This is a genomic window from Gilliamella sp. B3817, from assembly GCF_026536705.1.
Lineage (GTDB): Bacteria > Pseudomonadota > Gammaproteobacteria > Enterobacterales > Orbaceae > Gilliamella > Gilliamella apicola_I.
Map to the genome: position 1 here is coordinate 16,286 of NZ_JAFNNV010000009.1, position 13,672 is coordinate 29,957.

General features: G+C 35.6%; 13 protein-coding genes and 1 pseudogene. 7 read left to right on the top strand and 7 right to left on the bottom strand.

Going from position 1 to position 13,672, the window contains the following annotated elements; all coding sequences use genetic code 11:
* From citF to J3U36_RS09740, 6 genes and pseudogenes are all read right to left on the bottom strand, one after another.
* Complete coding sequence (citF, locus tag J3U36_RS09715) at positions 1-1,530, bottom strand: citrate lyase subunit alpha (protein WP_267379073.1); 1,530 nt, start codon at positions 1,528-1,530, stop codon at positions 1-3.
* Positions 1,531-1,542: 12 nt separating this feature from the next.
* The gene (gene citE / locus J3U36_RS09720) at positions 1,543-2,430 is read right to left on the bottom strand and encodes a citrate (pro-3S)-lyase subunit beta (RefSeq protein ID WP_065559667.1); all 888 of its coding nucleotides are present in this window, start codon (positions 2,428-2,430) and stop codon (positions 1,543-1,545) included.
* Positions 2,427-2,717 carry a citrate lyase acyl carrier protein gene (gene citD, locus J3U36_RS09725; RefSeq protein WP_267379070.1) on the bottom strand — a complete coding sequence of 97 codons (291 nt, stop codon included), beginning with the start codon at positions 2,715-2,717 and terminating at the stop codon, positions 2,427-2,429. The genes citE and citD overlap by 4 nt, the downstream gene beginning before the upstream one ends.
* The gene (citC, locus tag J3U36_RS09730) at positions 2,718-3,773 is read right to left on the bottom strand and encodes a [citrate (pro-3S)-lyase] ligase (protein WP_220215745.1); all 1,056 of its coding nucleotides are present in this window, start codon (positions 3,771-3,773) and stop codon (positions 2,718-2,720) included.
* Between the two features lie 8 nt (positions 3,774-3,781).
* Complete coding sequence (locus tag J3U36_RS09735; RefSeq protein WP_267379067.1) at positions 3,782-4,624, bottom strand: fumarylacetoacetate hydrolase family protein; 843 nt, start codon at positions 4,622-4,624, stop codon at positions 3,782-3,784.
* A gap of 94 nt (positions 4,625-4,718) precedes the next feature.
* Positions 4,719-6,011 (bottom strand): annotated as a pseudogene (locus J3U36_RS09740) (2-hydroxycarboxylate transporter family protein); the annotation flags it as partial.
* 279 nt (positions 6,012-6,290) lie between these two features.
* On the opposite strand from J3U36_RS09740, the gene J3U36_RS09745 reads away from it, so the two are divergent.
* The 7 genes from J3U36_RS09745 to J3U36_RS09775 all read left to right on the top strand — a co-directional run bounded on the left by J3U36_RS09745 (position 6,291) and on the right by J3U36_RS09775 (position 12,581).
* A complete protein-coding gene (locus J3U36_RS09745; protein WP_267379065.1) occupies positions 6,291-7,880 on the top strand; it encodes an ATP-binding protein in 1,590 nt (529 codons plus the stop codon).
* Between the two features lie 18 nt (positions 7,881-7,898).
* Positions 7,899-8,600 (top strand): response regulator, encoded by a 702-nt coding sequence (locus J3U36_RS09750; protein WP_065559672.1) that lies wholly within the window; start codon positions 7,899-7,901, stop codon positions 8,598-8,600.
* 173 nt (positions 8,601-8,773) lie between these two features.
* Complete coding sequence (locus J3U36_RS09755; protein WP_267379062.1) at positions 8,774-9,745, top strand: glutathione S-transferase family protein; 972 nt, start codon at positions 8,774-8,776, stop codon at positions 9,743-9,745.
* A gap of 17 nt (positions 9,746-9,762) precedes the next feature.
* Entirely contained in the window at positions 9,763-10,503 is a 741-nt protein-coding gene (locus tag J3U36_RS09760; protein WP_267379059.1) for an amino acid ABC transporter permease, read from the top strand.
* Complete coding sequence (locus J3U36_RS09765; RefSeq protein WP_267379056.1) at positions 10,500-11,258, top strand: amino acid ABC transporter ATP-binding protein; 759 nt, start codon at positions 10,500-10,502, stop codon at positions 11,256-11,258. Before J3U36_RS09760 ends, J3U36_RS09765 begins: the two co-directional genes overlap by 4 nt.
* Positions 11,259-11,276: 18 nt before the next feature.
* Complete coding sequence (locus J3U36_RS09770; RefSeq protein WP_267379054.1) at positions 11,277-11,702, top strand: GNAT family N-acetyltransferase; 426 nt, start codon at positions 11,277-11,279, stop codon at positions 11,700-11,702.
* 42 nt (positions 11,703-11,744) lie between these two features.
* On the top strand, positions 11,745-12,581 hold the full coding sequence (locus J3U36_RS09775; RefSeq protein WP_267379051.1) for a transporter substrate-binding domain-containing protein: 837 nt from the start codon (positions 11,745-11,747) through the stop codon (positions 12,579-12,581).
* A 269-nt stretch (positions 12,582-12,850) separates the two neighbouring features.
* Here J3U36_RS09775 and J3U36_RS09780 read toward each other — a convergent pair whose 3' ends face one another.
* Complete coding sequence (locus J3U36_RS09780) at positions 12,851-13,591, bottom strand: carbonic anhydrase (protein WP_267379049.1); 741 nt, start codon at positions 13,589-13,591, stop codon at positions 12,851-12,853.
* Positions 13,592-13,672 lie beyond the last annotated feature (81 nt).

The following is a 13,672-nucleotide window of genomic DNA, read 5'->3' on the forward strand; positions in this document are numbered from 1 at the left end:
TTAGTCTTTAACTTCGCGTACTACATCAATCACCGAACCATCTCGGTAATGAACAATACCAACAATTTTATCCTTAAATTCAATTGGTTTTGGTTCACCAGTCAATGACACCGCACGTTGGTAAAGCTCTTCAATGCTCATTACCGGTAAGTTTGCTGCTTTTAAACGTTCAGCGATTTCTGGACGATTAGGGTTAACAGCAATACCATGATCAGTTACAAGCACATCAACGCTCTCACCTGGTGTTACAACGGTTGTCACTTTCTTAATCACAGTTGGAATACGGCTACGAATTAATGGCGCAACAATAATGGTTAAGTTTGCACCGGCCGCGGTATCACAGTGACCGCCAGACGCACCCCGCATAACACCATCCGATCCTGTTAATACATTAACGTTATAATCAAGATCGATTTCTAATGCACTAAGGATAACAATATCTAACTCATCCACACTCGCCCCTTTCGATGCAGGGTTTGCATAGACATTGGTTGAAACTTCGATATGATCTCGGTTTTTACCTAAAGATTGTCCTGCGGTACCATCAAAACTTTGCGTATCAAGTAAACGTTTAACTAACCCTTTTTCATGTAAATCAACAATACTTGCTGTAATACCACCTAATGCAAATGAGGCAGTAATATTTTTAGCTCGCATACGATTTTCTAAGAATCGGGTGGCTGCCGTTGAAGACGCACCTGAACCGGTTTGAATTGAGAAACCGTCTTTAAAATAGCCAGAATACTCAATGACATCCGCAGCATAGCGAGCAATCATTAGCTCACGTGGATTGCTGGTAATTCGCGCTGCACCGACACTGATTTTAGTCGGATCACCAACTTCATCGACTTTAACAATATAATCGACTTGATCCTGACGAATACTTGCCGGATGATTTGGATAACCAACGATATCTTCAGTCAACAAGACTACTTTTTTCGCAAATTGCGCATCAACCATCGCATAACCCAATGCACCACATTGAGATTTACCCGATACACCATTGGCATTACCTTGCTCATCCGCTGTTGAAACAGCTAAAAATGCGATATCAATGTTAATTTCACCACTTTGAATAAGTTTTACTCGTCCACCGTGAGAGTGAATATGAACAGGATTATCCATTAATCCATGTGAAATAGCATCAGCCAATTTACCTCGTAAACCAGAGGTATAAATTTTGGTAATCACACCTGCTTCAATATGTGGAATCAAGGCAGAGTTACAACTTAACAATGAGCTTGATGCTAACGTTAAGTTTTTAATACCAAGTCTGCTGATCGTTTCAACAACTTTGTTAATGACCTTATCACCTTCACGAAAAGCATGGTGGAAAGAGATCGTCATTCCATCACGTAATTCACATTTATGAATTGCTTGTTCGATAGAATCACATAATTTACGTGTGTATTTTGACTCATCTTTTAAATAAGGCGTTGTTGCATTAGCATCAACAAACGGTGCAATATTTTTTAGATCGGGATGCTGTTTTAGCAAATCATCAATTTTTTTGTCTATAGAAGTCGTCATTTTTTAATCCTATCAAATTTCTTTACGTACACCAGAATATTTGGCTAGCTCAATAATTTTTTGAGCACGTGCAATAATCGGTGCATCAATCATTTTGCCATTTAATGAAACCACACCAAGCCCTTTTCTTTCACCTTCTTCAGCAGCTTCAACCACTTTTTGTGCGTTTTCAACTTCTGCAGCTGTTGGCGCATAAGCATTATGTAGTAATTCAATTTGTCTTGGATTAATCAGTGATTTACCGTTATAACCTAATTTTTTGATTAAGCTAACTTCTTTCAAGAAGCCTTCATCATCATTAACGTTAGAATAAACCACGTCAAATGCATCAATACCCGCCACTCGCGCTGCATGTAAAACAGCACAACGTGCATAAAATAGTTCGGTACCGTCTCCACGTTCAGTTTGCATATCAACTAAATAATCGAACGCAGCTAACGCTATACCAATTAAACGTGGTGAAGATTTTGCAATTGAAACAGCATTTACTACACCTAGCGCAGATTCTATAGCTGCCATTAATTTAGTACTACCAACCTCACGACCACACTCTTTTTCAATTCGTTCAACATGAGCTTCAAGTTCATGGATATCTTCAGCACTATTTGTCATCGGTAGACGTACAACGTCAACACCTGCTCTCACAACAGCTTCAAGATCTTTTAAGCCAAATGGAGTATTGAGCGCATTGATTCGAACAACAGTTTCAATTCCATGTTCTTTATAAACCGGAAGACGTAATGTTTGTGCAACCAATAAACGAGCAGAATCTTTTTCTTTTAATGATACTGCATCTTCAAGATCGAACATGATTGAATCAGGCTTATAGACAAACGAAGTGGATAACATCGCTGCATTCGCACCCGGCAGAAATAACATACTTCGACGCAATTTTTTCATAGTAATTTACTCCAATCTAAGTTCTCTTCTTCTGCACCACGCAATACTGCACATTGTACTCGAGCTTTAATCGCACAATCTAAAGCGCCTTTATCATCAATAATAATTAAACCGTCAGTCACATTAAGACTTGTTAAGGTTTGCTCAACAACGGCGCGTATTTGATCGCCAAATTGCTTATTAACATCACTATTAATAACAATTTCAATTCCTGTATTAGGAATGACTTTCACTAACAAATCGCTTGATTCGAGAGTGCCAGCCATGGCTTCTTTCTTGATTTTCATTTAGTTACCTTTTGAACGAATTAAATTTTTGACTGAATCTAAATTAGCCTCTAGATAGTTCCATGTTGTTTCAGGAACTAATCGTTTTACCTCTTCATATTGCTCATCAGCCAGTAATTTTCTAACCAACGAAGCGGATATGATATCTTCCCCTTCAAGAATACGTTGAATTTCAACTAACGTCACAACTGGGAAAGGACTAACGTCTTTATCCTGTAACCAATAACGCATTGAAGTATTATAAGCATTAGTTATTTGACTGTAGGGCTCGGTTCCAACAAAACGATAGGTAATATTCAGTGCTGGGGCAATATAATTACGGAAAATTAATAAATCGATCCCCATGTAAGCGTAATCAATTTTATCATTATCCTTTAAAAAATAAGTAGGAAATGTTGCTCTAGATATAATATAGGCAGAACTGGCATGTACCGTGACATTTTTTAAGTGTTTCGATCCCTCTTTCACCAGTTGTAAACGTACATCAAATGGGAACAGTGAAACATTTTCATTGACGACAAAAACATGAAGCCAATCACATTGACTGGCAGCATACTGTAAAAGATGTTGGTGACCTTTTGTAAATGGATTAGCATTCATCACTACACTGCCAATCTTGTTCCCTTCTTTACGGTGTTCACTTAAATATTTACAGTATTGCTTAATTCCAACGGGGGTATTTTCCATTAATACGACAAGATTATTTACCTCGACGATAGGATAAAATCCACACCCTTTGAAAAAGTCGATATTTTCAGGTTTAGTATATAAAAAGAGATGAAAATGCCCCTGCTCATTAGCATATTTGATAACATTATCCAACAAAGTCAAATTAAGCTGATTTCCACGATAATCCGGGTCAATCGCAACACATTTAATAATATTGTCATCAATGCCAGCACAAGCCACCATTTTACCGTCCATGTAAGCAACGATAAATATATGGACTTGAGGGTCTAAGTTTAGATCCGATAGCGTTAACAAACGAATAATTTGTTCTCGTTCAGTTAATGATTTTGAGATATCTACCACTGAAAAATCGACTAAACTATACATAATATCACCTATTTTTCTGCTACCACATAGTTCGTTAAACGACCAATTCCAGAGATTTCAACTTCAATTTTGTCACCATCTTTCATAAATACTGGAGGATTGCGTTTTTTACCTACACCACCCGGTGAACCAGTAAGAATAACATCGCCAGGAGATAAACGGGTAAAAGTACTGATATAAGAAATAAGTTCAGGCACAGTATGAACTAAGTTCTTGACATAATCGTGTTGCATTTCCTGATCGTTTAAATAGGTCGTTAAAGATAATACGGTAGGATCAGGAATCTCATCAGTCGTGGTTAAACAAGGGCCAAATGCACCTGTACTTGGCCAGTTTTTACCTGCCGTAAACCAAGTATATTGCCAATCGCGGATTGAACCGTCCATATAACAGCTGTAACCTGCTACATGTGATAATGCATCTTCTTGCTTAATACGAAAACCACCTTTACCAATGATAATGGCAAGTTCACCTTCATAATCTAGTTCATTCGTAATAGCTGGTTTGAGAATATTTGTTTTATGCCCTGTTTGTGAATCAGGGAAACGAACAAATAATGTTGGTGCCGAACTGGTTTCATTAAATTCTGCTCTTTTTTCAGCATAGTTCATGCCAACACATAAAATTTTATTTGGATTCGGTATAACCGGTAAATAAGTGATATCTTGCTCATTAATGTCACTTGGAGCATTAACATAGGTTTTCGCTAGCGACAAGCCTTCTTCATCAGCAAGTAATGATTTCAAATCAGCATATTTATCACCAAATTTTTGTTTTAAATCAACAATACCATGATTAGTGAGAAGACCAAAACTTGCTCTACCAGAGACAAGATAACTGACAAGCTTCATGAGTACTCCTTAAAAGCTGTTTGTATTAATTATTACTATAAAATAAAAACAAACAACCCTAGTCTAGGCTAAGGTTGTTGTTAAAAAAATTTAACTATACTAAGAAATTGCCGAGAATAAGTAACGATACCGATACATTAATCGCACCACCAATACGGGTTGCAATTTGTGCAAATGGCATTAACTCCATTCGTTCCGCTGCGGTTAATATTGCAACGTCACCTGTTCCGCCTTGACCACTTTGACAACATGAAATAACAGCCGCATCTACTGGATACATACCTAATTTTTTCGCTACAAAGAAGCCTGTTGTTACTAAGCTAACCACGGTACAAACAATAACTGCTAAGTTAGTTAACGTAAATGCAGAAACAATTTTATCCCATGGAGTGATTGCCACACCTACCGCAAATAAAATTGGATAAGTGACAGACGTTTGGAAGAATTTGTAAACGACTTGTGAACCACTCAATACTTTTGGTGAAACACCTGATATTAATTTAACAAATACAGCTGCAAATAACATTCCTACTGGCGCTGGAATACCTGTCACTTTATGACCAATCATACCAACCATATAAAGGATAGCGGCTAATAATACACCTGAAGCAAATGTTGTCACATCGATAACAGAATCTGCTTTAGTTGCTTTTTTATCTGTAATTTCGTCTTCTTCTGACGCTGGTAATAATCGTCCATTACCCGTTAAATGTGGATAAGCTTTACCAATACGGTTAAGGACACCACCACAAATAATACCCGTTAATCCACCTAACATAACGATCGGTAATACACGACCTAGGGCTTCACCTTGTTCCATACCTAAAATTGCAGCATAGCCAATTGAAAGTGGAATTGCACCTTCACCAACACCACCAGCCATGATAGGTAATACCAAGAAGAAGAATGTTTCAAACGGTGTTAAACCTAGTAGATAACCGACACCGACACCAACAAGCATCCCGACAATCTCACCACATACCATCGGTCCAAAGATTTTTAAGAAACCTTGAATAAGTGTTTTCTTATCCATGTTCATAATACTACCAACGATGATACAACAAATGTATAAATAAAGAATATGCGTATCTTTATAGAACTTAGTTGTTGCTTCAACAACTGGCGTAGGAAGAATTCCATAATAAACTAAAGCAGATGGAATGAAGGTTGCACAGATTGCTGCTGCACCCATTTTACCAACGATCGGTAAACGTTTACCAATTTCACCACACAAAAAGCCAAAAAATGCACAAGTGACAACCATAACAACGATTTCACTCGGTAACTTACCTGTTACTAACACTTCGGTGAAAATAAGAATACCAGCAATAATAAATAATGGAAGTGGAATTACACCAATTTTATAATTGTCCATGAGTCGCCACCAATTATAAGGCCACCCTTTTAAATTTTGCTCAACGGGCTTACTCGTTGATTCTTTTTGATTATGCGTTTTTCCAATTGAATTGAAATCCACCATATGTATTTTTTCTCCAAAATGATTTGATTTGTTCGAATTAATTGGCGCGTATAGTGACAAAATATGAATCTCATTTTTGTGATATAAATCATATTTTAACTGTGGTTTTTATGGTTTTAATGGCTCAAAGTTTTTTTATGCTGTGTTACACTCACCTCTACTTTAATTTGAAAAGTAAATGTAAAAATGCGAAAGAAAGTACAATTATCATTTACTACGAAATTATTTTTATCTCTTTTGATCTTTTCATTGATTATTTTAGCTCTATTACAAAGTTATATTTGGAATGCGACAGAAACAAATTTATACCGAAGTTTAGGTGAAAAAGCGCAAATTCAAGCAAGAGAATTAGCAGTAATACCCAGTTTAATAAAATATGTTAGAGAAAAAGATACTAATAAAATAGCTGAATTAGTAATTGATATTTTTCAACAAAGTGACGCAAGTTATATTGTTATTGGTGATGAAAATGCCCATCGTCTTTTTCATACTGCCAATAATGCCCTATTTTCACCCATGATTGGTGACGATAATCAGCAAGTACTCAATGGCAATAGCAGTGTTACCATTAGTAAAGGTTCACTTGGGTTAGCATTAAGAGGCAAAGCACCAATAATTGATCAAGGTAAAATTGTTGGCATTGTTTCAATTGGTTATATGATTGATGATATTTATGCACTACATATCAAACAAGTAATCCCTTTTATCTTTTTTTGTTCATTACTATTTTTAGCATTGTTTATCTTTTCTTATTGTTTTTCTAAGGCAATCAAAAGACAAATGTTTAATTTGGAGCCGAAAGAAATTGCATTACTGGTAAAAAGTCAAAAATCAATTATGGAATCCATTTTTGAGGGTGTCATTGCCATTGATCTTGAATACAAAATTATGAATATCAATCAATCAGCAAGATCGATGTTAAAAATTAAAGTCAAAGATAACGAATTGATTCATCATACCTTATGGGATTTTATTGAATCAACAGAATTTATATGTGGAAATGATAACAAGATCCGAGATATACATGATCATATTTGTTATTTTAATAATATTATTGTCATTGCTAATCGAATTCGAATTATGGTTGATAATAAGATTAAAGGTTGGGTTATTACGTTCCGTAATTACAATGATATTAACTTATTAAGCATGCAATTAACTCAGGTAAATCAATATGTGGATAATTTGCGCACATTAAGACACGAGCATCTTAATTGGATGGCAACACTATCTGGCTTAATTTATATGAAGCGTTACCAAGAAGCAGAATCTTTTATTGCGTTGCACTCTGCCGATAATCAAGCTAGCTTAGATTTTATAACTGAACATTTTAAAGTACCTGCTGTATGTGGTCTGTTAATAGGTAAATATTCTAAATCACATGAAATTGGTTTAAAACTGATGTTTGATCCTGCATGCCAGTTAAATACATTGCCCGATTCAATTACCGAAACAGAATTTATGTCTATTTTAGGTAATTTACTTGATAACGCATTCAATGCTAGTTTGAAAAACGATCGTGGCAATAAAACAATCTATTTATATCTTAGTGATGCAACCGATGAAATTGTTTTAGAAATTAGTGATCAAGGTTGTGGTATAGATGAGAAAATTCGTGATTCAATTTTTAAACCCGGCGTCACATCACAAAATACTAAAGAACATGGGATTGGTTTGCATCTCGTTTTGACTTACATTAAAAAAGCTAATGGCTATATTACATTTGAAGATAATGAACCTTACGGTGCAATTTTTTCCGTTTTCATACCCAAATAACATGAGGGATAAGAAAGTATGAATCAATCAAAAGATGATATAATTAAAGCACTTATAGTTGAAGATGAGCCAATTTTAGCTGAGCTAAATGCTGATTTTATTCAACGTGATACCAAAGTAAACGTTATCGGTATTGCCTCCAATTTAGCTGAAGCAAAAATAATGATCGATAAATTAAAACCAACTTTAATTTTATTAGACAACTATTTACCAGATGGAAAAGGTATCGATCTTTTTGAATATATCATTAATAATCATCTAGATTGTTATGTTATCTTCATTACTGCAGCCAGTGATATGGATACGTGTAGCAAAGCAATACGCTTGGGTGCATTTGATTATTTAATAAAACCACTGTCCTATCAACGTTTAAAACATTCGTTAGAGCGCTTTGAGCTGTTCTTATATCGGCAAAGCCTACAAAAGCATGTCAATCAACGAAGAATTGATGAACTTTTTAATTTGCAAACGAAAGATTTTGTCGGCATTAATCGTCATTCAAAAGGTATCGAAGAAATCACTCTACAAAAAGTTAAAGATCTATTTATGAAAACAGACAAACCGTTAACGGTAGATGATATAGTCGAAAATGCCCAAATCAGTAAAACGACCGCCAGACGATATTTAGAACACTGTGTTCAAACAAAATTATTAACCGTTGAACTTAACCATGGAAAAATCGGGCGTCCTGAAAGACTGTATAAACGATTAGGTAAATAGTTCCAATTACCAAACACGAGTTAAGTACCACTAAAACCAGCTATCCATATAATTGATAATTATATAAATATGCTTATTTATTATTTTATCCTCTAAATATTTGATGCTAGATTGAATTTATCCAATCCTGAAACAGGATTGATTCTGCCGTATCAAATAAGAGGAGTAAGCATATGTCTATAGCGATAGGAAAGGTAGTCACTACCGAAAATAATGAAATTAACCAAGATGGCGCTTTTGTTCGTCAATCTAATCGATTTGATACTCCCTTCGGCAACGAGCCAGACATGCTGCAGGTTGAATCAGGTCGTTATCGTTTAATTTGGGCGGCAATTTGTCCTTGGGCACACCGCCAGATGATAGCGATTAAGTTATTGGGGTTAGAGCATGTGATCAGTGTTGGTAAAGTATCACCCGTTCGTACCAGCCATGGTTGGGAGTTTTCGCTTGATCCCAAGGGTGTCGATCCGGTGCTCGGTATTCGATACTTACCTGAAATTTATGCCTCGACAGATCCCAATTACCATGGTCGAGCAACCGTACCAACCATAGTGGATGTAAAAACCGGCAAAGTGGTTAACAATGACTATTTTAATTTAACCTACTACTGGGAAACCGTTTTTAAACCCTTTCATAAATCAGGTGCGCCTGATCTGTATCCTCTACATTTACGTAAGGAAATTGATGAACTTAACCATGTGATTTTTCATGAAGTGAATAATGGCGTTTATAAGGCAGGGTTTGCACGCTCACAAAAAGCTTACGAAGAAGCTTATCATCTTGTATTCAATCAATTAGATAAACTGGAGCAACGTTTAGACAAATCACGCTATCTATTTGGTGATAATATTACTGATTCCGATATTCGTCTGTATGTTACATTAGCACGCTTTGATGTTGCCTATTATTCTGCATTCAAAACTAACCGTAATCGAATTATTGATTACCCTAATTTATGGGCTTATGCCAGAGATCTGTATCAAATCCCGGCTTTTGGTGAAACCACCGATTTTGAAGCAATAAAAAAGGGCTATTTTTTGAGTAATAATTCGCATAATCCTTATGATATTTTGCCTTTAGGCCCTGATGTTAGCAATTGGCATACTCCCCATAATCGAGATAAACGGTTTAGTACAAGTCACTAATTATTGGGATAATACGAATGCCAAATATAGTAGATATTGGATTGATTTTCAGCCAAATTCCGACATTACTTGCTTATTTGCCGGTCACATTGTTTATTACCTTTTTTTCGATGTTACTGGGGGTAATGTTAGGACTCATCATCGCTATCATTAAAATGAACAAGATACCTGTTTTTTCTCAGATGGCGATGATATTTGTTTCATTTATTAGAGGAACGCCATTGATAGTGCAACTCTATTTAAGCTTCTATGGTATTCCTATTATATTACGTTATATCAATTATTATTATCATACCGATTTTAATATTAACAGTGTTTCGCCAATGCTGTTTGTTTTGATTGCGTTTTCTTTTAATGAAGCGGCATATAATTCAGAAACAATACGTGCCGCCTTGCAATCGGTAAATAAAGGACAAATTGAAGCAGCCCAATCTCTTGGTATGACCTATAGCCAGTTATTACGTCGAATCATCATTCCTGAAGCCTTTATTGTCGCCTTACCCAACCTTGGTAACGCACTAATAGGCTTACTTAAGGGAACCTCCCTCGCCTTCGTTTGTTCTGTAACTGAAATGACGGGCAGAGGTAAAACCTTAGCTGGACATAGTTATCGCTATTTTGAAGTCTATATTTCATTGGCACTCATCTACTGGGCATTAACCATTATTATTGAATTAATCGTTAGATATTTGGAAAATCGCCTTACGATATCTGACACGGTGAATACACCAAGTTATCGCCGAGGGAAGCTATTATGATAAATGTGCAAAATTTAACTTTATCTTTTCAAGATAATTCAATACTTAATAATCTTAATTTTTATATTAAACCTCATGATATTGTGGCAATTATCGGTGCGTCAGGAGCAGGCAAATCAACATTGCTACGATGCTTAAATTTATTAGAAAGACCACAATTCGGTAAAATTACTATTGACGATATTGAGTTGGATGTCAGCCGTGTAAAGCGATCGCAATTAGTCAGATTTCGCCAACAAACTGCAATGGTATTTCAACAATTTAATTTATTCCAACAAAAAAATGCATTAGAAAATGTAATGGAAGGATTAGTTGTTGTAAAAAAATATCCCAAAGATAAAGCACAACAAATAGCTTATGACAAATTAGTTGAAGTTGGACTGGGTGAACGAATCTATCATTACCCTAAACAGCTATCGGGTGGACAACAGCAACGAGTAGCCATTGCCAGAGCGTTAGCCATGGATCCTAAAGTATTATTACTTGATGAACCCACTTCCGCCTTAGATCCTGAATTAGTCGGAGAAGTGTTAGCTACGATAAAATTAGCAGCAAAGTCGGGTATAACTATGCTCCTCGTCTCTCACGAAATGAGTTTTGTACACGAAATCGCAACTCGAGTCTTTTTCTTGGATAAAGGGCAAATAATAGAAGACGGCACACCAAAACAAGTTTTTACCAATCCAACTCAGCAAAGAACCCGTGATTTTTTAACGCGCTATTACAATACCATGCAAATGGATTATGAAATCTAATGAATAAAAGAGGTCGTAATGAGTATTGTTTTACAACAACATTGTCAAAATATTAACTGGCAAGATGTCGCTGACTTACTTGCCTTTTATGGACTCAGTTCGCTTGATGCCAAAACCCAAGAACAAGTCTTTAAACAGAGTTATGGCGTCGTTTTTTTACTGGAAAAAAAACGAGTAGTGGGTGTGGGACGCACATTATCAGATGGTATTTGTCAGGCAGCCATTTATAACATTGCGCTGGCAAACCATTTACATGGTCAGCAATTTGGACGGTTAATTGTGGAAAAACTGGTAGAACAGGTCAAACACTGCAATATCATTCTTTATACTCATCCCCAAACCATCGAATTTTATAAAAATATGGGGTTCGATTTAATGAAAACGGGAATGGCTCGTTATCAGGTCGATCATCGAACAGAAATGAAAAATATGGGTTTTATCTAAAACTGTTTTAGCTTTATTCCGTAAAAAAAGGAGAGTAGCATTATGAATATCCCCACAAATTATTTTATTTCAGCTTTAAGCGTACTAACTTTAACTGTTTTATTATCTGGCTGTGATAACGCAAAAAAAAACTCACCAACAACCCAAAAGGAAAAAATTACTATTGCTACCTCTGGCGCACCTAGCCCTTTTACGACAGTAAATGATAAAGGAGAATTAATTGGCTACGATATTGAGGTGGTCAAAGCGGTATTTGCCCAATTACCACAATATGAAATCAACTTTGAAGTTACCGAGTTTCCTTCGGTTTTAGCAGGACTTGATTCTCAACGTTATCAAGTCGGAGCCAATAATTATGCGATGAATGAAAAACGTAAAGAAAAATATTTTTATTCTTCGCCAATTTTCATGAACCAATATGTGATAGCAGTAGCTGAAAATAATGACAATATTAACCGTTTTAGTGATTTAAAAGGCAAATCGACTGAAGTTTCACCGGGGCTTAATTATGCTACAGCCTTAGAGTTATACAATGAACAACATCCCGATAACCCCGTCAACATTATTTACAGTGAAGCAGACTTACTGCCAGTGTTACAGCATGTTGAAACAGGACAATATGATTTTCAGTTAATTGATAAAGTCATGTTGTCGCAATATATCAGCGAACATAACTTGAAACTCAAAAGTATCGATTTAAGCAACGAAGATGCTGAACGTATTGCTTCCCCCTATAGTTACTTATTGATCAGCAAAGGAAAGAAAGGTGAACAATTAACCAAAGATATCAATCAAGGCATCCAAAAGATCATCAATAATGGAAAATTATCAGAAATTAGTATTCATTATTTTGGTGCTGATTATTCACCCAAACAGTGAACTAACATAATCAAAATAACCAATTGGTTTATAGCTAAAACATGGGGTTAAATAGCGTTGCCTACCATAATGAAATAGATATATAAAGCACTTATTCACAATGCTTTAAAATGCTGAATATTATGGGGAAGGCTTAGTATGGATTTATACTCAAATGGTATCAAGGTCTTTACTTTTACAAGTATCTTTAAGCTATAAAATGTAAGACTAGAAGATTTTCTTATTGATAATTAATGGCTCTTGGAAAGATGATTCCAGAGCCAAACTAATTAATCAACAATGATTCGTCCATTTAACGGTTGAATTGGTCGGTTATTATCATGCTGCATAATTGAATGAAATTTTTCGATTTGTGCTTTTGATGCATAACTTTCATGTTTTAACACAATCCACCTTACCCCTTCTGTACAAGGCGGCGTAGTCAGTGAACCACTAAAGCGGTAGTAGTCCAATACATTGGGTAATAACGCTTTTATATTAATGGCATTATCTAATATCAGGCTTTTATTCACCGCTGTTGGCATTTGATGCCATGCTTTTTCTAATTCTAGATTAGTTTTTCCTTCATTGAACATTAAGGCCATTACCGCTAAATCGCCATTTTGATTTTTATAAACAAAATGCGCCTCCATCGGATAATGCTTACCGTTAATTTCATTTTCGCTAGGCGTATGAAAGTGGAATTGCTGCAATGTAAAAACTTCATCATCCAACGTTAAACTATTTTCACCCGATACATTGATTTGTATAGTATGACCATTATTAATCATTTCTTGCTTAGAAGAATTGAAAATAAGACTAAGCTCAGGATGATTTGTTTTAAACGCATGTTCAATATTGATTGGTGATTGATTCTTGCCATTTTCACAAGTTGAATATTCCGGTGAAAGCTTTCCCCAGTTTTCAGGCTTTTCTTGCCCATCATATCCCCAATGAGTGGTATGTTCATTTGCAAAACAGGGGAAGCTAAATGTTGCAATTAAAGCAACAATCCTAATGTTCAATTTCATAACTTATCAACTTAATAATGTAATTTGTGACGAAATTATAGACTTATTAAACTAGTCTGACTATCTAATATTAGTTAATTA

Coding starts and splice junctions, on each gene's coding strand:
- citF (WP_267379073.1), bottom strand. CDS start 1,530: ATGACGACTTCTATAGACAAAAAAATTGATGATTTGCTAAAACAGCAT.
- citE (WP_065559667.1), bottom strand. CDS start 2,430: ATGAAAAAATTGCGTCGAAGTATGTTATTTCTGCCGGGTGCGAATGCA.
- citD (WP_267379070.1), bottom strand. CDS start 2,717: ATGAAAATCAAGAAAGAAGCCATGGCTGGCACTCTCGAATCAAGCGAT.
- citC (WP_220215745.1), bottom strand. CDS start 3,773: ATGTATAGTTTAGTCGATTTTTCAGTGGTAGATATCTCAAAATCATTA.
- J3U36_RS09735 (WP_267379067.1), bottom strand. CDS start 4,624: ATGAAGCTTGTCAGTTATCTTGTCTCTGGTAGAGCAAGTTTTGGTCTT.
- J3U36_RS09745 (WP_267379065.1), top strand. CDS start 6,291: ATGCGAAAGAAAGTACAATTATCATTTACTACGAAATTATTTTTATCT.
- J3U36_RS09750 (WP_065559672.1), top strand. CDS start 7,899: ATGAATCAATCAAAAGATGATATAATTAAAGCACTTATAGTTGAAGAT.
- J3U36_RS09755 (WP_267379062.1), top strand. CDS start 8,774: ATGTCTATAGCGATAGGAAAGGTAGTCACTACCGAAAATAATGAAATT.
- J3U36_RS09760 (WP_267379059.1), top strand. CDS start 9,763: ATGCCAAATATAGTAGATATTGGATTGATTTTCAGCCAAATTCCGACA.
- J3U36_RS09765 (WP_267379056.1), top strand. CDS start 10,500: ATGATAAATGTGCAAAATTTAACTTTATCTTTTCAAGATAATTCAATA.
- J3U36_RS09770 (WP_267379054.1), top strand. CDS start 11,277: ATGAGTATTGTTTTACAACAACATTGTCAAAATATTAACTGGCAAGAT.
- J3U36_RS09775 (WP_267379051.1), top strand. CDS start 11,745: ATGAATATCCCCACAAATTATTTTATTTCAGCTTTAAGCGTACTAACT.
- J3U36_RS09780 (WP_267379049.1), bottom strand. CDS start 13,591: ATGAAATTGAACATTAGGATTGTTGCTTTAATTGCAACATTTAGCTTC.